The following is a 20,350-nucleotide window of genomic DNA, read 5'->3' as shown; positions in this document are numbered from 1 at the left end:
ACCTTGTTTATTACACAAGGTTTTTTCCTTTTCTCCTGAAGGATTGATAAGATGGTGAAGAAGCTTTTAATTGAATAAATGACTGAGGTGTTACGTTTGAAAATCATTGTAACAGGCGGGGCTGGATTTATCGGCAGCCATCTGGCCAAAAACCTAATACAAGAAGGCCATGAAGTATACATAATAGATTGTCTTCATCCTTATTACTCTATTGAAAGAAAAAGAAAACATTTAACCAATATTGAATCACATGGTGCTTTTCATTATAGTGACCTTAATTTATTGAATCAGGACGAAACAATGGCTGAATTTATCCGAATCCGGCCGGATGCAATCGTTCATTTAGCTGCCTTGCCCGGAGTGGCTTATTCCATTGAAAAACCGCTTGAGTATGTTGACTTTGATATTAAAGCGACGATCAATGTGTTAGAAGCCGCAGGGAAAGCCGGTGCTTCAAAGATTGTGTTTGCTTCTTCTTCTTCCGTATATGGAAATCAAGAGGGGCCTTTTACCGAGGAAATGGCGGTTGGAAAAGTCATTTCACCTTACGCGGCTTCCAAATTTTCAGCGGAATCTTTTTGCCATGTGTATGAAGATTTGTACGGTTTTCAAATGAATATTTTACGGTTTTTCACGGTTTACGGTCCATGGGGCCGCCCCGATATGGCGATCGGCAAGTTTATTAAGCAGTTAATACGAGGGGAAGAAATCACCGTGTTTGGTGAGGGAAGAGCCCGTGATTTTACCTATATAGAGGATATCATCCATGGTATTTATCTGACTTTGACTGTCCAAACGAATAGTGACATTTTAAATATTGGCTCCGGAAGGCCAATTACGATGGATACGTTATTGCAGGAATTAAAACAGCATTTCCCTGATATGAAAATAAACAAGGAAACGTCTCGCGCCGGAGATGTATTAAAAACATGGGCGGATATTAGTAAAGCTAAGCGGCAGCTTGGCTATGAGCCAAAGGTGGATTTTAAAAAGGGGCTCGATGAAACAGTAAAATGGGCAAAAGAGAATGAAGTATTCCTTTAAAACGGTCCTCTCCATTTTAACACTCGCTGGTTTTGCATTTTTAACGATTCATTCCTTCGATGCAAACTATTTAGGAAACAGTATAAAAAAAATCTTTCAGCATCCTGTTCTGCTCGCAGCCGTTCTGATAGTTTATTTTCTTTCCTTTTGCTTGAAAGCAGCAGCATGGAAACTTTATTTAAATGGGAAAGCCCACTTTTCAACCTGTCTAATCGGCATTTTATACAGCTTATTGATCAATCATCTGCTTCCTATCAAAGTGGGAGACCTTGTGAGGGCGAAAATAGCCAGCACAAGAGAGCCCATGCTGAAAGATGATGAAGCCTTTCATTCTGTTGTTGTATTGAGATTGCTGGATATGTTTTGCTTGGTTGGCATAGCGATGATCGGTTTATGGGCTTTGAAGGTTCAATTCCGCTTCCCACTGTGGCTCGTTATGATTAGCAGTTTTATTAGTCTGCTTGTTTTATTCACAGTTCATCATTATGCGCCCCTTTTTTTGAACAAGCATATTCAATTGTTCAAAAAAGCGTTCTCTGGGAAAAAGGGGCTTTTCATTATTGCCTGCACCTTTTTAAGCTGGCTGCTCGAAGCCGGAATTCTGTATGGAACAGTGATGATGCTACAAGGAGATTTGTCTTTTTTGGCATCGGTATTTGCCAATAGTGTAACGATTGCAGGGCAGGTTCTTCAAATCACGCCGGGCGGCATCGGCAATTATGAAAGCTTTCTTGTGTTTGCCTTAACTTTATTTGGTTTTCCGGTCAAGGAAGGCTATACGATCGGTGTTGTAACCCATGCGTTGAAATTTGTGGTTTCTTATATAGCGGGAGCCGTTGTGCTTCTGCTATATCCGATCTCGTTGAACACAATGAAAGAATGGATCAAGGTAAGGAGAGTGAGAGAAAAATGAAAAGTGCATCTAAATTTGAGAAAGTGGCTGCACGCTGTTGGAATTTGTTAAATGAGGGGAAACCCTTTACACCGATTTTTGTTGTTGGAACAATGTTGCTATATCATCTGATGACTCTCGGATCGATGGACGAAGCGCTGGATCTTTTCGGCGCATTTATCTACGTGGTTCCTTTGTTAATCTTTTTTTATTTGTTTGATTTTCCACTGTTTTTAAGAAATTATTTATGGGCACCGTTTATCGTTTATTTAATTGTATGGAACAAAGTAGAGGTCGAGCTTCTGTTTTTTGCCGTCGGTCTTTATTTCTTTTTTACCGTGTTTTTTTGGGGGACTTTTTATTATCACCTGCGAATTGGAACTTCATGGTTGAATTTTACCCGCTTTTGGAAGCTTGTCATGAAAAATAGTGATTCGACGAGTGGAAATGCGCAGGAACAGCTGCCAAAGTTTTTGTTGGTTTTATCAATTTGGGAATGGATTTTTGATGAAAATCGGATCGGCGGAGAAGTCGATATCATGAACTTGGGTTTGTTTTATGGATTTGTTTTACTATTTGCTTACATCCTTCACCGCAATCTTTTTGACTGGAAACCGGCCATGTATGAACGTTACACGAAAGAAGAGTTTCCAGAACCGACGAAAAGCCTTTCTGAAAAAGTGGTGGTGATCGTCATTGATGGGATGAGAAAAGAGCGCTTTTATGAAGCCCATACACCGTTTTTGGATTCTTTAAAAGAAAATGGCACGGAATACATGAATATGGAAACCGTCTATCCTGCCAGAACGGTCGTCTGCTTTTCATCGATGTTCACCGGTACATATCCGATGGAACATGGCATTAAGTCCAATATGGTTTGGAAGCTCGGGATCAAGGTTGAAAGTATTTTTGATGCCTTGCGAAAAGTAGGCAAAAAAGGCAGGTTGCTCGGAATTGCCCATTTGGTGGATTCCATGGGAAGTGATGTGGAAACAGTGACTGCTGTGATGCATAACGACAAAGCAGATCCAAACATCATGGAAAGAGCGAAAAAAATTATGAAAGAACAGGATCCGGACTTATTTATCGTCCAGATGATCGCGACGGACCAAACAGGCCATAGCAGAGGCGTATTATATGATGAATATATACAAAAAATACAAGAAGCCGATGCGTTAGTAGAAGACTTTGTTTCCTGGCTGAAGCAGGAAGGCAAAATGAATGATACAACGCTTTTCATTTGTGCGGATCACGGACAGGCAGATGGAATCGGTGGGCATGGCCATTTAGATGAAGGCGAGCGCTTCGTTCCATTCTTTGTACACGGTCCAAATATTGCTAAAGGGAAAAAAGTAGAAGAAAAACAAAGTCTCGTTTCATTAGCGCCAACCTTATCTTATTTATTGGGAGCTCCTTATCCAAGCCATAGCCGTGGAAAAGTATTAATGGACGCCATCGTGCAGAAAGAAGAGAAGAAACCATGAAAAAACAGCAGGTGATTGTTTTTCTGCCAGCATATAATGAAGAACAGTCAATCAGAGAAGTCATTCAGAGTATTCCGAGACATTTTCATCATCAGGTGGAAGTAAAAGTGCTGGTTATTGATGATGGGTCAAAAGACAACACAGTTAACGTCGCCAAATCCGCAGGAGCCGATTTCATCGTTAGCTTTGAAAAAAACCGGGGTTTAGGGGCAGCGGTGCGGGCGGGGTTAAAGGAATGCTTTGACAGAGGAGCGGATATAGGGGTCATGATTGATGCAGACGGCGAATACCCGGCCAGTCAGATTCCGGACCTGTTGCAGCCAATCCTTGCAGGAGAAGCCGATTATACGATGGGTTCCCGTTTTTTAGGGACGATTAAAGGCATGAAGATTCATCGCCGCCTTGGAAATTATGGATTTACCCTTCTCCAAAGCCTTGTATTGAAAAAGTGGATTTTTGACGGACAATCAGGAATGAGAGCATTCACGCGTCAAGCACTTAAGCATGGAGAAATCATCCATGATTACAATTATGCACAAGTCTTGACTTTTAACCTTGTCAGACAAGGCTTTCGAGTAAAGGAAGTCCCAATTCAATACCAGGTGCGTACAACAGGAGAATCCTTTATTACGTTTAGAGGGTACTTGTTTTCCGTTATACCTGCAATCTGGAAAGAATTAAGGCGACCTGTTCAAAAAGTGAAAATAGATGCCAGCGCCCATAAGGTAGATCTTAAAGGCAGCCGTACATTAAAAGCCCAAAAGCAAAAAACGCATGTAATAAATCTAAAATAAAAATTGACTTTTTCAATGATAATCATTATCATTTGTATAGGAGGATTTAATATGAAAAAATGGTTGCTTTCTTGTCTTTTATTCGTCTTTGTTTTGAGTAATTTGAATGTATTATCTGTGGGTGCTTATACATATGGGGACCCCAATGAAGAAGCATTAGCAGAAGCATACAAAGCAATGATGCTTGAATTAGATAAAAATCCAGCTGATTATGCTACGGCAAAAAAGCATTTTGAGACAGTAAAAGAAGAAGTAGATATGCATATGGGGCCGGAACCTGCAAAAATCATTCTTCAAAATCTTGAAGATGAAGATAAAGAACGAGTGATTGAGAATATGGATCAACTTCTTGTTTTAAATATGGCTAGACGATTGGAAAACATAGAAAAAAACTTCACAGAATATGATACGAGTAAGCGATTGCTGGCAAAAGCTCATGCAACGTATGAAGCGCTGTCTCCTAAAGTTGAATCACGCAATCCAGAACTGGATAAAGAAGTAAAAGCAGAATTTGATCAAGCTTTAAAGGCTCTAGGAAACCCAGGACTTTTTGGTGTTGGGAAACAAGAAGCGGATTTAGATCAGTTTAATGCGAGCAAGGAAAAGATTTTGACTTCATTACAAAAAGAGTTCGACTTGAAAAGTTTGGAAATTGGACATTTTTCAGAAAGTGCGACAGAAAAAGAGAACGGAAAAAATGAATGGACGGATGTTTCAAATATACGAAATTGGATTCCGCTTTTACTGATTGTTGGAGTTCTCATTGCCGTTATTGTTGTGGCAAGACGTAAAAGGAAAAAATGATCGTAGACGTTCATCCTTCATATTTCCTATGTGAGGAGAGGGAAAGGTTTTGGAAGTACAAGCGTTATTAATCATGTTCCGTGAGGTCTTGGAAGCCTTATTGATTGTCGGCATCATCACCACGTATTTAAAACGAATGAACAACAAACAATATACAAAGTACGTATGGCTGGGAGCAGGGCTTGCTGTACTGGCAAGTGCTGGCGTCGCTATGCTGTTCCAAGTTGTTTTTACCGGCTTTACGTCAATGGGCAGCGAAATGTATTTAAAGATCGGCATTATGCTGGTCTCGGCTCTCTTGCTAACCCAGATGGTGTTTTGGATGGCAAGCCATAGCAAAGACTTAAAAGGAGATATGGAAGGGAAAATGAACCGTTTTATCTCAACGGGCAACATCGTTGGCATGGTCATTCATTCCTTTTTAGTCGTCTTACGTGAAGGGGTAGAAACGGTCTTTTTCTTTGCTGCGATTACAGGGGGCAACATCGGTGCTGGGATACAGGGCTGGGGAGCTATAACAGGGGTTATCATTGCGTTTATTGTTTCCTACTTCTTCTTTAAAGGCACGATGAAAGTCACGCTTAAAACGTTCTTTAAAATTACCAGTGCATTTATTATTTTGATTGCCGCTGGTCTTTTGGTGCAAGCCATTTCAATGATGCAAGATTTAAGTATTATCGGAAGTGTTATTCCACATCTGTATGATCTTACTTGGTTCCTTCCAGAGCACTCCATCGATTATGATCACTATTTACGAGATCATGGCGTTGCTCCTATCTTATCAGGAGATATAGGCATTTTTCTGAAGGCGTTATTCGGATATTCCTCTATGCCGTCCATTGAAGAAGTCATCGCTTACATTGGCTATTTTGTAGGGATTTATTTGTTAACGTCAAATAAAGGGATTGAGAAGAAAGAACTATCAAACCAGATCAACGATATAAAATCCCAAGCATAATAGAAATTCATTTTCTACAAGGAGTACAAGGCATCTGCCTTGTACTTTTTCCTTGTGAAAAAGGTTTTCTTAAGCTCTAACATAAGAAAGGGTGGCGACATGGCGAAGAAAGAACGTTTTGTTAAACAACTGCACGTATCAAACAGCGTCGTTATGATGATAAGCATTCTATCTATAGCTTTTTTATTGTGGACCCAGTTAAAGTACATTAATTCTTTTGCTGCTACTTGGGATCAGGTTGATTTTTCGTTGGCTTTGGATCGATATGATTTAATGGCCATGCAGCCACATTTTCCTGGATATCCTTATTTCATCTTAGGGGGGAAATTGGTTCATTCATGGGTAGAAAATCAAACAGCCGCATTAACGGTTTTTAATATTTTGTTTTACTTTAGTGCTTTATTTCCGATGTATCAGCTGGCAAGAGAGTACCTTACCCGGTCATCTAGCTTGTTTATGGTCTCTCTGCTGTACTCTTCTAGCTATATGCTGGTTATTGTCAATCAGCCAATGTCAGAAGGGGCTGCAATAGCTTGCTTATGGTGGTATTTTTGGAGCATCGAAAAAGCACTCAAGGAAAACAATCGTATGGCTAAGATTTTACCACTGTTTTTGTTTAGTGTATTGCTAGGGATTCGATTGTCTTACTTGCCATTCGCTGTCGGCCTGCTTTATCTATTTTATAAAAAATGGGCAATGAAAAAGTACACAATGAAACAAATTGTTTTTCATTTAGGTGTAGCCATGCTGTTTCAATTCTTCTGGGTAGGGGCTCTTATTTTCTCTGAAGGCAGTTTAAAAGGATTTCTAAAACTTTCCCTTGCCTTTACAAGCGGCCATTTCAATAGTTGGGGCAATACAGCGGTAGCAAGCAGCATACCCTTCTCCGAAAGGGCAAAAACACTTGTGATGGATAACGTAATATGGACCGGGGTCTCTTCCCAATCGCTCTTTTTATTTGTGCTATATGTTTTATTGATTGGCTTATATTTCTATCGTTTTAGATGGAGTATTCTAAAACAAAATTCCGCTGAGCAGTTAGCTGTCATAATGAGTATTTCTTATTTCTTCTGGGCTCTTTTTGCTCAAAATATTGATAAACCAAGGCACATTCTCCCTATAGCCATGTTCCTTCTTTTTCTGTTGTTATTAAACGTGTTAAACAAGTTTAGCCATTCAATTATTTTGATTCTTTTTATGATGCTCTTAATTGGACAATCATTTAACTCCTTTCTCCTACTAAAAGAACAAGCCACTAGGGAGCCAGCCACTTATCAGCTAGCTAGCTACTTAAAAAAACTTGATGAGCCTGCAGTGGTCTATGCATGGGAAGAAACCAGGGTATTAGAGTACTTGAATGTTCCTGTCTCCTACAATAAGGTTGAAACATATCCTATTTTTCTTCATGATCAATCTTATTATACAAACAGCAAAATCTTATTAACCGATAAAGTGTTGAAAGGCTTTGAAACTCAGGAACAAAATCTTACGAACAGAGTTGAAAAAATAAAAGAATTTAAATCTAATGCGCTTTTTGATCCCGTTTATGATCGCATCATATTGTATGAATGGAAGTAGCTAGGAAAGGAAACTGAATAAATTCGCTTCAATATACGAAGCGGATTTATTATTTCTCACCAAATTTAATAAACGTCATTTCATCTTCAATTAATCCGCGGCAGCACATTGGATTCTCCATTTTGGCCCGTTGTAAACAGTATGGAAAGGACCTTGTTCATCCGGACCTTCAAGATGATGTCCATTATGATATCCAGAAGCATTCCTTATTATTAATACAATGAAAGTGTGATCAGATTAGACGAATTAAAAGAACGAAAAGTATTTTGAGGGTATATGAGTATTATTATCTCTGTGTTTGTTTTATTTGCTTCAATACAGGGTTTCTACACTACTTTTTCACTTGATCAAAGAGCCGTTTTTCAGAACGTGACTGGGTATGCCCATTTGGGAGGTGAAGTCACGCATGAAAAGATATAAAAATTATATTGACAATGTTCAAAAAATATAATTTAATAAGCTTAACAAATTAACTAAAACGTTTAAGTTGCTTTAAAGTTAAGGAGGGACACGAATTGTTTCTTGGTATAGATATAGGATCAGGCGGTACAAAAGTTATCTTGCTTAATAAAGAAGGACAACCGGTTGGGTCATCTGAAGTTTCGTATTCATTCGATGTTCCGAAAGAAGGTTGGACTGAACATGATCCAAATGAATGGTGGACAGCGACATTGAAAGCGCTAACCAAACTATTTGAATACAACGATCCCGCCAAAGTGGAAGCTATTGGAGTCACTGGCCAAATGCATAGCAGTGTACTATTGGATTCACAAGGTGCTATTATTCGAAAAGCTATTTTGTGGAACGATCAAAGAACTGAAGTAGAATGCAAAGAAGTTTTAAAACGTATTGGGGAAGATAAATATCGATCATTAACGATGAATACACTTTTTCCAGGGTTTACACTTCCAAAAATCATGTGGCTAAAAAAGAATGAGCCAGAACATTACGAGCGAATATCAACGATTTTCATGCCTAAAGATTTTATCAATTATAAATTAACAGGTATTATGGCAACTGATGTTACAGATGCTAGCGGGACAGGAATCTTCGACGTTTATAATCGAAAGTGGAATTCAAGTATAATCGAAGAACTTGAACTCAATCCGGAATGGTTTCCTCCCCTATACGAAAGTATAGAGGTGATTGGGGAAGTCAAAAGTGCTATTGCAAAAGCGACTGGTTTAAAAGAAGGAATACCTGTTATTGCTGGAGCTGCAGACAATGCTGCAGCGGCAATTGGAAACGGCGTCTTTAAGGAAGACAAAGGATTGATTAGTGTAGGTACCTCGGGAGTTGTACTAGTACCTATAAAAAACAGACCTGACAAGGAATTTTTAACAAAAATAAATTCTTCTCTTCATATTTTTTGTCATGCCCTGCCAAATACGTGGTATGCCATGGGTGTTACACTAACTGCCGGTGAATCGCTTAAATGGTTTCGGGATGCATTCGAAATCGAGGACGACTTCCAAAGCTTAATAATGAAAGCAAAGGCAGTAGACCCGGGATCGAGAGGACTCATCTTCACTCCTTACTTATCAGGAGAACGTACCCCACATAATGATTCGAATGCTAGAGGTGTTTTCTACGGCATGAATTTGACCCATCGTAAAGGAGATTTTATCCGTTCAGTGATGGAAGGGGTTTCATTCAGCTTAAAAGATTGTCATGAGCTGATTAAAAACATTGCTACTGTAGATTCCTTTGTAATAACTGGCGGTGCTGTAAAGAGTGATTTGTGGAGTCAGATTTTAGCAGATGTATTAGGAGTGTCGCTAAAAAAATCTGCTCAGTTTGAAGGACCTGCAATAGGCGCAGCAATCTTAGCAGGTATTGGTGTTGATCACTGGAAAACCCCAGATGAAGCAAACGGGAAAGTAGTAAACGAAGACTTGATTAACCCGAACGAAGAGCATTATTATTTATATAAGGAAAGCTTTGCAAAGTATCAAGACTTATACAAAAAGCTATCGACTGAATAATGTGGTCTACAAGTAAAGGGAGTTAGAAAATGGTAAAGAAAAAGAGACCAACGTTATATGATGTGGCAAAAGAGGCTAACGTTTCAATAGCAACTGTATCAAATGTTTTAAATAATAAAGACGAAGCAAGTGAAGAAACAGTTAAGAGGGTTAATGAGGCCATAAAATATCTTGGGTATTCTAGAAATGAATCGGCCAGAAGTTTAAAGAGTGGAGAAAGTAAGCTAATTGGTTTAATCGTCCCCGATAACAACCCATTCTTTACCGAAATACTGGACGGAATTCATGAAGAATGTGAATATTACGACTGGCAAGTCGTAGTGGCGACTTCTGAGGAAAGCGAAAAAAGACAAAATCAGTTAATAGATTTACTCTCAGCCCAGCAAGTAAGCGGAATCATTCTTGCTCCTGTTTCAAAAACACTTAACTCGGCAAAAATAGCGGGAAAAGCACCTATAGTATTGATAGATCGTGATGTAGAAGATGTTGAGCTGCCTATTATAAAAGCAGATAATATTGATGGAAGTTTTAAAGCAACAAAGACGTTGCTGAAAAACGGTCATAAAAGAATTGGTCTTATACTAGCTTCACCAGGAATTAGTACTACCGTAGAGAGAAGACAAGGCTACATAGACGCATTAAACAGCCAAAATATAAAAGTAGATGATGAACTCATTCAATTTGGCGGCAACTATACAGGGACGAAGGCTCAAATGAATGGGGGCTATCAAGCTGTGATGAATATGATGAAATTACCTTCACCGCCGACCGCTATTTTTGCTACCAACCATCTGTTAATGATGGGAGCGGTGAAAGCGATAAAGGAACTACAGTTTAATATCCCTAGAGATATTAGCTTTATCGGTTTTGATGACCATCCTTGGCAGGAAATAAGCGATCCCCCTTTTACGATCGTCGCTCAACCCGCTTTTGAAATGGGAAGACAGGCTGTTCATGCTTTACACAAATTAAAATCAAGTGAAGAAGTGATCTCAACTTCTTTGCCGCTGCAGCTAATTATTCGCGAATCATGTGGAACGGTAAAATAAGGGTCCACATGATTTTTATCGACTTGAACTTAAACGTTTAAGAAGGGAGAGATGTTAGATGACTGTTCAACCGTTTTTATTAGAAATGAAAGGGATTTCAAAGTTTTTCAATGGAATTAAAGCCATCAGCAATGTCAATTTAAACATCCGTAAAGGAACGGTTCATGCATTAATGGGTGAAAATGGAGCGGGAAAATCAACAACGATGAAGATTTTATCCGGAATCTATAAACCAACTGAAGGAACCATTCTCATGGAAGGGAAAGAAATTTTTCCGAATACACCTAAAGTGGCGTTAGACTATGGAATTGCGATGATTCATCAAGAATTGAGTCCCATTTTTGAAATGACAGTAGCTGAAAATATATTTCTAGGCAGAGAGCCTCTATATTCGAAAGTCCATTTAGTAAACTATCCAAAAATGTATAGAGACACGAAAAAAATGTTTGAAAATCTTGATTTATCGATTAACCCAAAAAAGAAGATGAAAGAATTAAGTGTTTCAGAGATTCAAATGGTCGAAATCGTGAAAGCGGTCTCTTACGATTCGAAAGTGATTATTATGGATGAACCTACATCCTCTCTTGCTGATAAAGAAGTAGAACAACTATTTAGCATTATTAATCGATTGAAAAAAGACGGGAAAGGAATTATTTATATCTCACATAAAATGGATGAAATTTTCCGAATTTCTGATGACATCACCGTTTTTAGAGATGGAGAATACATATCCACAAATCTAGCAAAAGACCTTGATCAAGAAACGTTAATTAAACAAATGGTCGGTCGAGAGCTTACCGATGTCTTTCCTGAGAGAAACCGCTCTGTTAAAGAGGAAATAGCCCTTAGTGTAGAAGGGATTTCCGCACCAGGTTATTTTGAAAATGTCAGTTTTCAAGTTAAGAAAGGAGAGATTTTAGGCCTAACTGGTTTAATGGGGGCAGGACGAACAGAAGTTGCAAAAGCGATATTTGGCATGATTCCTATTGAAAGCGGTTCTATTAAACTTAAAGGTGAACCAATAAAAATTAAGGAACCGAAAGATGCGATTAAACATGGAATTGCTTTAGTAACAGAAGATCGAAAAGAAGAAGGACTAGTGCTCCCTATGTCAGTTAAGCAAAACATTACTCTTTCATCATTAAAGAGCGTCTCATCAGGTCCTATGATGAAAAAGAATACTGAAAAGCAAGTAGCAGACGATATGATTAAGAGCCTCAAGATTAAAACGCACCATAGAAATCAGCTTGTAGAAACACTGAGTGGGGGAAATCAGCAGAAAATTGTCTTAGCTAAATGGCTTTTAACAAATCCAACGATCTTAATTTTAGATGAGCCGACGAGAGGCATCGATATTGGCGCTAAAACAGAGATTTATAGGCTGATGGATCACCTTACGAAAGAAGGATACTCTATTATCATGATTTCATCGGAAATGCCTGAAGTTTTGGGAATGAGCGATCGGATCATTGTACTGAGTGAAGGAAAAGTGATGGGAACACTAAGTCCAAAAGAAGCTACACAAGAAAAAATATTAAGTTTGGCTACAGCCAACAAGGTGGAGGTCTAAAATGAATAGCCAATTATCTACAAACTCCTATAAAGAAACAAAAGAAAATTCCAATGCCAAGTTTAAACACTTGTTATCAGAATATGGAATTCTGCTTGCTTTATTAGGTATGGCGGTCGCATTAACGATTTTAAGCCCTAACTTTTTAACGTCAGCTAATATGTTGAACCTCTTTAAACAAGTATCAATTAACGCCGTTTTAGCTATTGGCATGACTTTTGTTATTTTAACAAAAGGAATCGATTTGTCTGTTGGTTCCATCTTAGCTTTCTCAGGTATTATTACAGCATCTTTAGTTGTAGGAAATGACACAAATCTATTGCTTGGAATTGTTGCCGGTCTTGGAGCAGGATTATTTCTCGGTGCAGTTAATGGCATCATCATTGCCAAATGGAAAGTAACACCTTTTATTGCCACATTAGGAATGATGGCAATTGCAAGGGGGCTTACTTATATCTACAGTGAAGGTCAGCCAATTTCCGGTTTATCAGATGCTTTTCTAGTTATTGGAACAGGCGGCTTTTTAGGAATACCAATTTCAGTTTGGATTGTTCTAGTTGTCTTTATCATTTGTACTTTATTACTCTATCATACGAAATTTGGTCGATATGTTTATGCAGTCGGTGGTAATGAGAACGCTGCCAGAACATCGGGCTTGAATGTGGATAGGACATTAATGTCTGTTTATTGTATTAGCGGCTTACTTGCGGGTCTTGCTGGTGTTCTTTTAACATCTCGTATTTCATCGGGTTTACCGCAATCGGGGATTTCCTATGAACTAGATGCCATTGCAGCAGTTGTTATTGGTGGAACAAGTTTAATGGGAGGCCGTGGCCGCCTGTGGGGAACATTGGTGGGGGCACTCATTATTGGTGTCTTAAATAATGGATTAGATTTATTGGCGGTATCCTCTTACTGGCAGCAGGTGATTAAAGGAACGATTATTATTATTGCCGTTTTAGTAGATCGTAAGCGAACATGATGAAGGTAAGAGAAGGAATAAACTTTTTTATAAGCTGTGTTAGATGACGCTGTTGATCTTTGGTTCCTTTCAGCTCGCTGAAAGGCGTGTGAAACCTCGGTTATACACGATTGAGCCAAAAACCGTTTTATCAACAATATTGTTTAACAAAGCTTTTTTATAAAAATTAAAATTTAGGGGGAAATTTCATGAAAAAGATCAAAAATTCATTTTTAATGCTGGTTATCTTGGCATCTATCGCCATTGTAGCAGCATGCAGCTCTAATCTACAAACAAGTTCAGACAGCAAAAACAGCGGGGAAAAGAAAGATACGGATTCCATTACAATTGGTTTTCAAGTTTATGGCTTACGCGGGGAATTTGCGACAAATTTAACGAACGCAATGAAAGAACAAGCAAAAGAATTAGGTGTAGAACTTGTTGTAATGGATGGAAATTACGATGTCAGCACAGCTATTTCACAATTGAAAAACTTAGAAAGCCAGCAAGTAGACGCGATTATTGTTAACCCAATTGATCAAGAAGCACTAAATAACACTGTTAATGGAATTGTAGACGCTGGTATACCGGTATTAGGCGTAAATGCGTTCTTATCAGCTGAAAAATTGACTTCTTATGTTGGTTCACCAGATGTAGTTGCAGGCGAAACAGAAGCGCAAGAAATTGTAGATGCTTTAGGTGGAAAAGGAAATGTCGTTATTTTTGAAGGGCCAATTGGACAAACGGGTCAAACGCAAAGAAAAGAAGGTATTTATAACGTCCTCAATGAAAATCCGGAAATTAAGGTGATTGCCGAACAAACTGCCAACTGGTCAAGAGCAGAAGCGATGACGATCATGGAAAACTGGATTCAAACTCACGGTGATAAAATTGATGCGGTTATCGCTCAAAATGATGAAATGGCCATTGGGGCAATCAATGCATTGCGTGCTCAAAACATGAATGATTTACCAGTCGTTGGAGTGGATGGAGTGAAAGACGCTCTTCAAGCAGTAAAAAAGGATGAAATGATTGCAACGGTTTATCAAAATGCGATTGAACAAGGAAAAACAGTCGTTGAACAAGCAGTGAAAGCAGCAAAAGGTGAAACACTTGAGAAAAAGTATGAAATTCCGTTTGAGCTAGTAACAAAAGAAAACGTAGATGAATACCTCCAAAAATAATGAAAAAGTATTTAAGAAGGAGTAGTTGAATGTGATAAAAGATACAACAAAAACAGACGATTTTACAGATCTTAAAGGCACAATGAAATCAGCAGTGCTTACAAGTGTAAAGAATATCGAATTGCAGGAAATCGACATTCCAACACCAAAAAATGATGAGGTTTTGATTCGTGTAAAAGCGGTGGGCCTTTGCGGATCTGACGTCCATTATTATGAACATGGTAAAATCGGAAACTTTATTGTTGAAAAACCAATTATTTTAGGGCATGAAGCATCCGGAGATATCGTTAAAGTAGGGAAGACTGTGACGCATCTTAAAGAAGGTCAGCGTGTATCAATCGAACCAGGAGCAACTTGTGGTGAGTGTGTCCATTGTAAAGAAGGGCGTTACAACTTGTGCCCAAGTGTAGAATTCCTTGCGACTCCCCCTTATGATGGAGCTTTCTGTGAGTACGTAGCGATGAGAGCTGATTTGGTCTTCCCTATTCCAGACAGTATGAGCTATGAAACAGCTGCACTAGTAGAGCCATTTTCAGTAGGGGTACATGCGATTCGTCGGGGAGATCTTCAGCCGGGTGAAACAGTAATTATCATGGGAATGGGTCCGATTGGATTAGTAACAGCTGCTGCTGCTAAAGTGGCAGGAGCAAAAATGATTATCGGAGTAGATTTAGAACAAAATCGTTTGGATGTTGCAAAAGAAATGGGTGCTACTCATACTATTAATTTGCGTGAAGAAAATCTAGACGAAAAAGTGAATGAATATACGAATGGTTTTGGGGTAGACTTAGCAATTGAAACAGCGGGCAGTCCTAGTGCAGTTCAAGGAACACTTTCTTCAGTACGAAGAGGTGGAAGAGTAGCTATTGTGGGAATGTCACCTCAAGATGAAGTTCCTATGAGCATTTCTAATATTATCGACAAGGAAGTTGATATTAAAGGTATTTTCCGTTACCACGATACGTACCCAACTGCCATTGAAATGCTTTCATCAGGTGAAATTGATCTTGAAAAAATCATTACAAATGAATATCAATTAGCTGAAACAGCGGAAGCTTTTGAAAGAGCGATTCATGATAAAACAAACACACTGAAAATCATGATTTATCCAAGCTAATTATAACATTCAATCTTTGATTTCTCGAAGTTCTATAAATCAGTAAACTATATATCCACCTTTTTGGAGAATGTAGGAATCTACCTCAACAACAAACCAAAAAGGTGGATCTTTTTTTACAATCTAAAGTATATCTTTTTAGTCCTGTCTACTTGATAGGGGTCCTATCACAATACCGAGGTCATCTACTGGCTGCATGAGCAGCCAGTTTTTTAAACTGTCCATTTTACAGAGCACAGTTGAACTTATATAGAATGCTTTTTTACTGATTTCGCTAGGTAGCCCCCTCTAAACTTTCTTGCTTCGTAAGAAATTAAAAATGCGGAAGGTTCATATTCTTGTATTATCGAAAATACCTCTTTTTCTCTGCTTCGTAATGTTAAGATTTCAAGTTGAAAACGTTGACTGTCTTTTCCTTCTCCTACAAATAATGTGACACCAAAACCTTCCTGGCGTAATGTTGAGATGAAATCATCATTTCTATTCGTAATATTTGCGACAATTGTAGTATAACCAATGGCAAGTTTCCCTTCTACATATCCGCCAATGGCAATTCCTAAGGCAAAACCAATCGCATATACAAGCATGGCCCAAATACTTTGCTCACCGGTAAAGATAATGGCTAAACCAAATACATATACTAAAGCTTCTATAAATCCTAAAATGGAAGCAAGGAGCTTTTTTTCCTTTACTAAAAAAATAATACGCAGCGTATAGACCGGTACATAAATTAATTGAAGTAAAAAGATCAATAATATATCCATGGGTGCGCTCCTTCTCACTTATAAGTGCAGAGTTTAGTTACATAAAAACCAAAAAAGCTTACAGAAAAGATGAAGGATTCTTCTGTAAGCTGAGAAAACAATAACCTGTAGCAAGTTTGGTTTATAAATATCCTTTAATGTTTATTTTCGGTATTACTTGCCTCGCTCAGCGTAAGTGATTTCGTTTCAGGAGCCCAAGCGATTGATACAATGGCACCAATAATGAGTACAGCTGTGAGACAGAGCATTGTATATTGAATCCCTATACTTGCAATCCCCATTGGAAGCAAGAACGTACCAACTGCCGCACCCAATCTACTTGCAGCTGTTGCAAGTCCTACGCCAGAAGAGCGGATTTCTGTTGGAAAGCTCTCGGCCGGAAATACCCCAACCAAGTTACTGACAGCAGACATGATCAAGGTGAAGATGGCAAAAGAAAGAATCATGAATACTGTTGCACTGTTAGGTAAAATACTGAGAAGAGTGAGCGAAATGATTAACACTATAAAAGAGCTGATCAAAAATCCTCGACGAGAAAATTTAACTGTAAACCAAATGCCTAAAAGGGCACCTACAATGAGAAGTCCGTTTAATAGAAAATCTGTTCCATACCCTTGACTCAGTCCGATTACATCCAGAATGTTTGGTAAAAACGTGTAAATAGCGAAGTAAGGGATAACGAGACAAACAAAGAATATACAGTTGAAAGCAGTCCGTTTTCTTATCTCTTTACTGAATAAAGTTGCAAAACTGCTCTTCGTTTGTACAGGTGTTTCATCATCAAGTACGATATTCGATCCGACATGTTTCTTGACGATTTCCCGGGCTTCTTCCACCCGGCCTTTACTAATCAGCCATCTAGGTGACTCAGGTGTACCCATTCGCAAAACCAAAATAATGACAGCTGGAATCGCTGATGAAGCTAACATCCACCGCCAAGCATCTGGAGAGGTATCGATTGCAAGAATACCGATCAAGTTTGCCGCTACATAACCAAACGTCCAGATAACACTAAATGATCCTAATAATACCCCACGATGTTTACGCGGTGAAAACTCGGCTAACATCGTGTGTCCTACACTATAGTCGCCGCCCAGTCCAATTCCAATCAAAATTCTGTATAGTACAAGTTCTGTAGGACTATCTGCGAAAAACTGTAAAATGGATGCAGCAGTAATGAGGATAAAACTAAAGACAAATATTTTTTGTCTTCCTACATAATCAGATATCCAACCTAAAACTAAACTGCCTAAGAAAAGACCTATTAAAGCAGAACTTCCGATTAATCCAACCCAAAATGGCGTTAAATCCATTTGAGGTGTCAGTAAGGTAAGTGCAAATCCGACAATACCTAAAATATATCCGTCAGTGAAATGAGCCCCGAACGTCAGACCTGCAATTTTAATATGGAATTTATTTAGTGGTGCATCATCTAATTTAATTGTATTTCCATTAAGTGCTTCATTGTGGTTTCCCATTGAATCTCCTCCTGCTTCATTTTTCAAACCTCGACGGTTACTTGTAGAATGAAAAAACATGTATGAAATCACTTATAGAGGGAAGCGTTTTCATTTACGAATAAAAAGTTCGTAATACGAACGTGAAGTCCGTTATATGAATATGGTTGAATTATAATCTTGTACTTCAGTTATTGTCAAACTTTTTCGGGAATAAAAAATTACCAGATTTATTTTGGGAAATAGCAGGAGATGCAAACAAAAAAGAACGAGGCCGGCATTTACGATCAGTAAAATGTCAGCCTCGTTCTTTATAATTCAAATACAATTGATTATCTTTTTGTGGATTATTCTAACTGTTCTTCGATTTTTTTTGCAGCTTCTAGCATTCGATCGCTTAATAGTAAAAGTGCTTCCTCTGATAGGCGAAAACTCGGTCCACCTAGCGTGATAAATGCGACTAAATTTTTATTCTTGTCAAAGATAGGAGCTGAAATCGCATTTTCATTTTCATCTAGTTCACCAATCGATGTTCCCACCTTTTGAACACGAATTTTATCTAATTCTTTACGTAGTTCTTCGGGATCTGTAATTGTATATTTGGAAAATGGTTTAAGGGTCTGCTCTAATACAATGTTCAACTCCTTTTTAGGCAGCAAACTTAATAAAATCTTCCCGTTAGATGTACAGTGTAAAGGTGAAATGGTATGAGTATAGTCAACTAGTCTAACGCTATGGTCGGTGTCTATTTGATCAATAGTCAGGGTTCCATCATGCTTAGGAACACTGAGTAAAACAGTTTCACCTACTTCTTCTTTTAATTCTTCTAGCGTTCTGCGAGCTCTTCGTATGAGGGAACCGTATGGATCATGTTGAGAAGTTAATTGATGAAGGGCATACCCTAGCTGATACCCTTTTGAAACAGGATCCTTTTCTACAAAACCTTGATTTTCAAGGGTTCCAATCAAACGCCAGGCCGTGGTACGGTTCAGCTCAGCCTGTTTGGCCAGATCACCGACTGAAATGGGTGATGAACTTTCTCCAATAAACTTCAAAAGCACTAAAGCGCGTTCAACGGCTTGTACAGAAGAACTTTCTTTATTAACGGCTTGTTTTGTTGTGATTTGATTATTATTTTCCATCTTTTCATTATAGCGTAAGAGAATAAAAGAATGTCAATCAATTCACTCTGATCAAAAAAATTAATTAATTCATTGACTCATAAATTTTTCGGTCATATAATAGCTATAAGTTCTTAATGTGAACTTAACGTTCGTTATATGAACATATAAAAAGGCGTCATCCTTATAGAATAGAGGCTATATGGATGACATCGCTTTTTAGAATGAAAAAGTGTTGTAGGAGGGATTTCAATCAGTCAGAATGATGAGTTTGAAAAACGGACAGAGAGAGATTACTTCGGCAAAGTGGATATTCCCAAAAATGCTTTATATGGCATTCAAACGATGAGAACGGTGCAAAATCTTTCTTTCTCGGGTCAACTATTAAAAAATTATCCGGAATATATTGTGTCATTAGCTATGGTGAAAAAAGCTGCTACGCTAGCTAATCAGGAGGCTGGTATTTTAACTTCTTCTATTGGTAGCGCAATCTTAAATGCTTGTGATCAATTAATTCAAGGAAATTATCAAGACCACTTCATTGTAGATATTTTGCATGGAGGCGGTGGGATTGGTACGAATATGAATGTAAATGAAGTGTTAGCCAATTTGGCCAATGAATCGTTAGGAGAATCTTTCGGTGTATATGCACCTGTTCATCCTGTAGACCATGTAAACGCTTCTCAATCCACATCGGATGTATGCCATACATCTATCCGTCTGGCGATCGTGCGTTGTTTTGAACGATTGGATGATGAGTTAACAAAGATGCACGGTACGATGGAAAAAAAATCACAAGAGTTTATGGGCGTTACAACGATCTCCCGGACTTGTTTACAGGATGCGATGCGCGTTCAGCTAGGGGATGTTTTCAGTGGTTATGCATCAGTGCTGAAAAGACGTCACAGTTCTTTAAAAGAAGCCATTATGTCATTGCTTACTGTTAACCTAGGAGCGACTGTTATTGGAAATGGTGTAGGGGCACCAGAAAAATATAAAGAAGTGGTCATCGAGAAACTGCGTGAAGTATCGAATATGGATGTGACAATACGTGAAAATTTATTTGATGCCGCACAAAACATCGATGATTTAGCTCATATGTCAAAGCAGTTGAGTTTATTAGCAACATCACTAATCAAAATTGCGAAAGATTTAAGATTACTTTCATCGGGACCTGAAGCGGGATTTTCAGAAATCACCTTGCCATCGGTTCAGGCTGGTTCTTCCTTTTTTCCGGGAAAAGTGAATCCAGTCATCCCCGAAACGATGTTACAAAGCTGTTTTCAAGTCCTCGGATGTGACCGGATTGTTCAAGCTGCATTGGAACATGGTGAACTTGATTTAAATGTTTTTGAAGGAATGGCAGGCGCTAATCTATTGAATGGGTTACACATGCTGACGAACTCTGCTCATTCCTTTACAGAGCGATGTCTAAAGGATATAGCATCTAATGAAGAAAGATGTACAGAACTTTCAAATACATTTATTCCGGTTATCGTGGAATTGAAGGAACGATTAGGTTATTCGGCCGTTTCCAATTTAATGAAAGAACATGATCGTGAAACGATAAAAAACTTACTAAAATAAT

Annotated in this window: 17 protein-coding genes; 14 read left to right on the top strand and 3 right to left on the bottom strand. The window is 38.5% G+C overall.

Annotated elements, in window-relative coordinates:
- Positions 1 to 96: 96 nt before the first annotated feature.
- The 13 genes from A3M5_RS0114115 to A3M5_RS0114055 all read left to right on the top strand — a co-directional run bounded on the left by A3M5_RS0114115 (position 97) and on the right by A3M5_RS0114055 (position 15,420).
- Positions 97 to 1,044, top strand: a complete 948-nt coding sequence (locus A3M5_RS0114115; RefSeq protein ID WP_018394422.1) for a GDP-mannose 4,6-dehydratase — start codon at positions 97 to 99, stop codon at positions 1,042 to 1,044.
- Positions 1,028 to 1,957: a lysylphosphatidylglycerol synthase transmembrane domain-containing protein gene (locus A3M5_RS0114110; RefSeq protein ID WP_018394421.1), complete on the top strand. Its 930-nt coding sequence runs from the start codon at positions 1,028 to 1,030 to the stop codon at positions 1,955 to 1,957. The genes A3M5_RS0114115 and A3M5_RS0114110 overlap by 17 nt, the downstream gene beginning before the upstream one ends.
- A complete protein-coding gene (locus A3M5_RS0114105; protein WP_018394420.1) occupies positions 1,954 to 3,420 on the top strand; it encodes an alkaline phosphatase family protein in 1,467 nt (488 codons plus the stop codon). The genes A3M5_RS0114110 and A3M5_RS0114105 overlap by 4 nt, the downstream gene beginning before the upstream one ends.
- Positions 3,417 to 4,214 carry a glycosyltransferase family 2 protein gene (locus A3M5_RS0114100; protein ID WP_018394419.1) on the top strand — a complete coding sequence of 266 codons (798 nt, stop codon included), beginning with the start codon at positions 3,417 to 3,419 and terminating at the stop codon, positions 4,212 to 4,214. Before A3M5_RS0114105 ends, A3M5_RS0114100 begins: the two co-directional genes overlap by 4 nt.
- A 51-nt stretch (positions 4,215 to 4,265) precedes the next feature.
- Positions 4,266 to 5,018 (top strand): hypothetical protein, encoded by a 753-nt coding sequence (locus A3M5_RS0114095; protein ID WP_018394418.1) that lies wholly within the window; start codon positions 4,266 to 4,268, stop codon positions 5,016 to 5,018.
- A 49-nt stretch (positions 5,019 to 5,067) separates the two neighbouring features.
- Positions 5,068 to 5,976 carry an FTR1 family iron permease gene (locus A3M5_RS0114090; RefSeq protein WP_018394417.1) on the top strand — a complete coding sequence of 303 codons (909 nt, stop codon included), beginning with the start codon at positions 5,068 to 5,070 and terminating at the stop codon, positions 5,974 to 5,976.
- A 99-nt stretch (positions 5,977 to 6,075) separates the two neighbouring features.
- Positions 6,076 to 7,554: a hypothetical protein gene (locus A3M5_RS0114085; protein WP_051080875.1), complete on the top strand. Its 1,479-nt coding sequence runs from the start codon at positions 6,076 to 6,078 to the stop codon at positions 7,552 to 7,554.
- 515 nt (positions 7,555 to 8,069) lie between these two features.
- Positions 8,070 to 9,539 carry a xylulokinase gene (gene xylB / locus A3M5_RS0114080; protein WP_018394415.1) on the top strand — a complete coding sequence of 490 codons (1,470 nt, stop codon included), beginning with the start codon at positions 8,070 to 8,072 and terminating at the stop codon, positions 9,537 to 9,539.
- A 29-nt stretch (positions 9,540 to 9,568) separates the two neighbouring features.
- Positions 9,569 to 10,588 carry a substrate-binding domain-containing protein gene (locus A3M5_RS0114075; protein WP_018394414.1) on the top strand — a complete coding sequence of 340 codons (1,020 nt, stop codon included), beginning with the start codon at positions 9,569 to 9,571 and terminating at the stop codon, positions 10,586 to 10,588.
- Between the two features lie 58 nt (positions 10,589 to 10,646).
- Positions 10,647 to 12,158 (top strand): sugar ABC transporter ATP-binding protein, encoded by a 1,512-nt coding sequence (locus A3M5_RS0114070; protein ID WP_018394413.1) that lies wholly within the window; start codon positions 10,647 to 10,649, stop codon positions 12,156 to 12,158.
- A 1-nt stretch (position 12,159) separates the two neighbouring features.
- On the top strand, positions 12,160 to 13,140 hold the full coding sequence (locus A3M5_RS0114065; protein ID WP_018394412.1) for an ABC transporter permease: 981 nt from the start codon (positions 12,160 to 12,162) through the stop codon (positions 13,138 to 13,140).
- A gap of 188 nt (positions 13,141 to 13,328) precedes the next feature.
- Positions 13,329 to 14,303: a substrate-binding domain-containing protein gene (locus A3M5_RS0114060; protein ID WP_018394411.1), complete on the top strand. Its 975-nt coding sequence runs from the start codon at positions 13,329 to 13,331 to the stop codon at positions 14,301 to 14,303.
- Between the two features lie 31 nt (positions 14,304 to 14,334).
- Positions 14,335 to 15,420: an NAD(P)-dependent alcohol dehydrogenase gene (locus tag A3M5_RS0114055; protein ID WP_018394410.1), complete on the top strand. Its 1,086-nt coding sequence runs from the start codon at positions 14,335 to 14,337 to the stop codon at positions 15,418 to 15,420.
- Between the two features lie 245 nt (positions 15,421 to 15,665).
- Here A3M5_RS0114055 and A3M5_RS0114050 read toward each other — a convergent pair whose 3' ends face one another.
- From A3M5_RS0114050 to A3M5_RS0114040, 3 genes are all read right to left on the bottom strand, one after another.
- Positions 15,666 to 16,184 carry a DUF2179 domain-containing protein gene (locus A3M5_RS0114050; protein WP_018394409.1) on the bottom strand — a complete coding sequence of 173 codons (519 nt, stop codon included), beginning with the start codon at positions 16,182 to 16,184 and terminating at the stop codon, positions 15,666 to 15,668.
- A gap of 134 nt (positions 16,185 to 16,318) precedes the next feature.
- Positions 16,319 to 17,662: an MFS transporter gene (locus A3M5_RS0114045; RefSeq protein WP_018394408.1), complete on the bottom strand. Its 1,344-nt coding sequence runs from the start codon at positions 17,660 to 17,662 to the stop codon at positions 16,319 to 16,321.
- Positions 17,663 to 17,988: 326 nt separating this feature from the next.
- Entirely contained in the window at positions 17,989 to 18,783 is a 795-nt protein-coding gene (locus A3M5_RS0114040; protein ID WP_018394407.1) for an IclR family transcriptional regulator, read from the bottom strand.
- A 285-nt stretch (positions 18,784 to 19,068) separates the two neighbouring features.
- On the opposite strand from A3M5_RS0114040, the gene A3M5_RS0114035 reads away from it, so the two are divergent.
- The gene (locus A3M5_RS0114035) at positions 19,069 to 20,349 is read left to right on the top strand and encodes a lyase family protein (RefSeq protein ID WP_018394406.1); all 1,281 of its coding nucleotides are present in this window, start codon (positions 19,069 to 19,071) and stop codon (positions 20,347 to 20,349) included.
- Position 20,350: the final 1 nt, after the last annotated feature.

The sequence above is a fragment of the Bacillus sp. 37MA genome, assembly GCF_000372765.1.
GTDB lineage: Bacteria > Bacillota > Bacilli > Bacillales > Domibacillaceae > Domibacillus > Domibacillus aminovorans.
The sequence above is the reverse complement of the archived record's forward strand: the minus strand, read 5'-3'. Positions and strand labels throughout refer to the sequence as shown.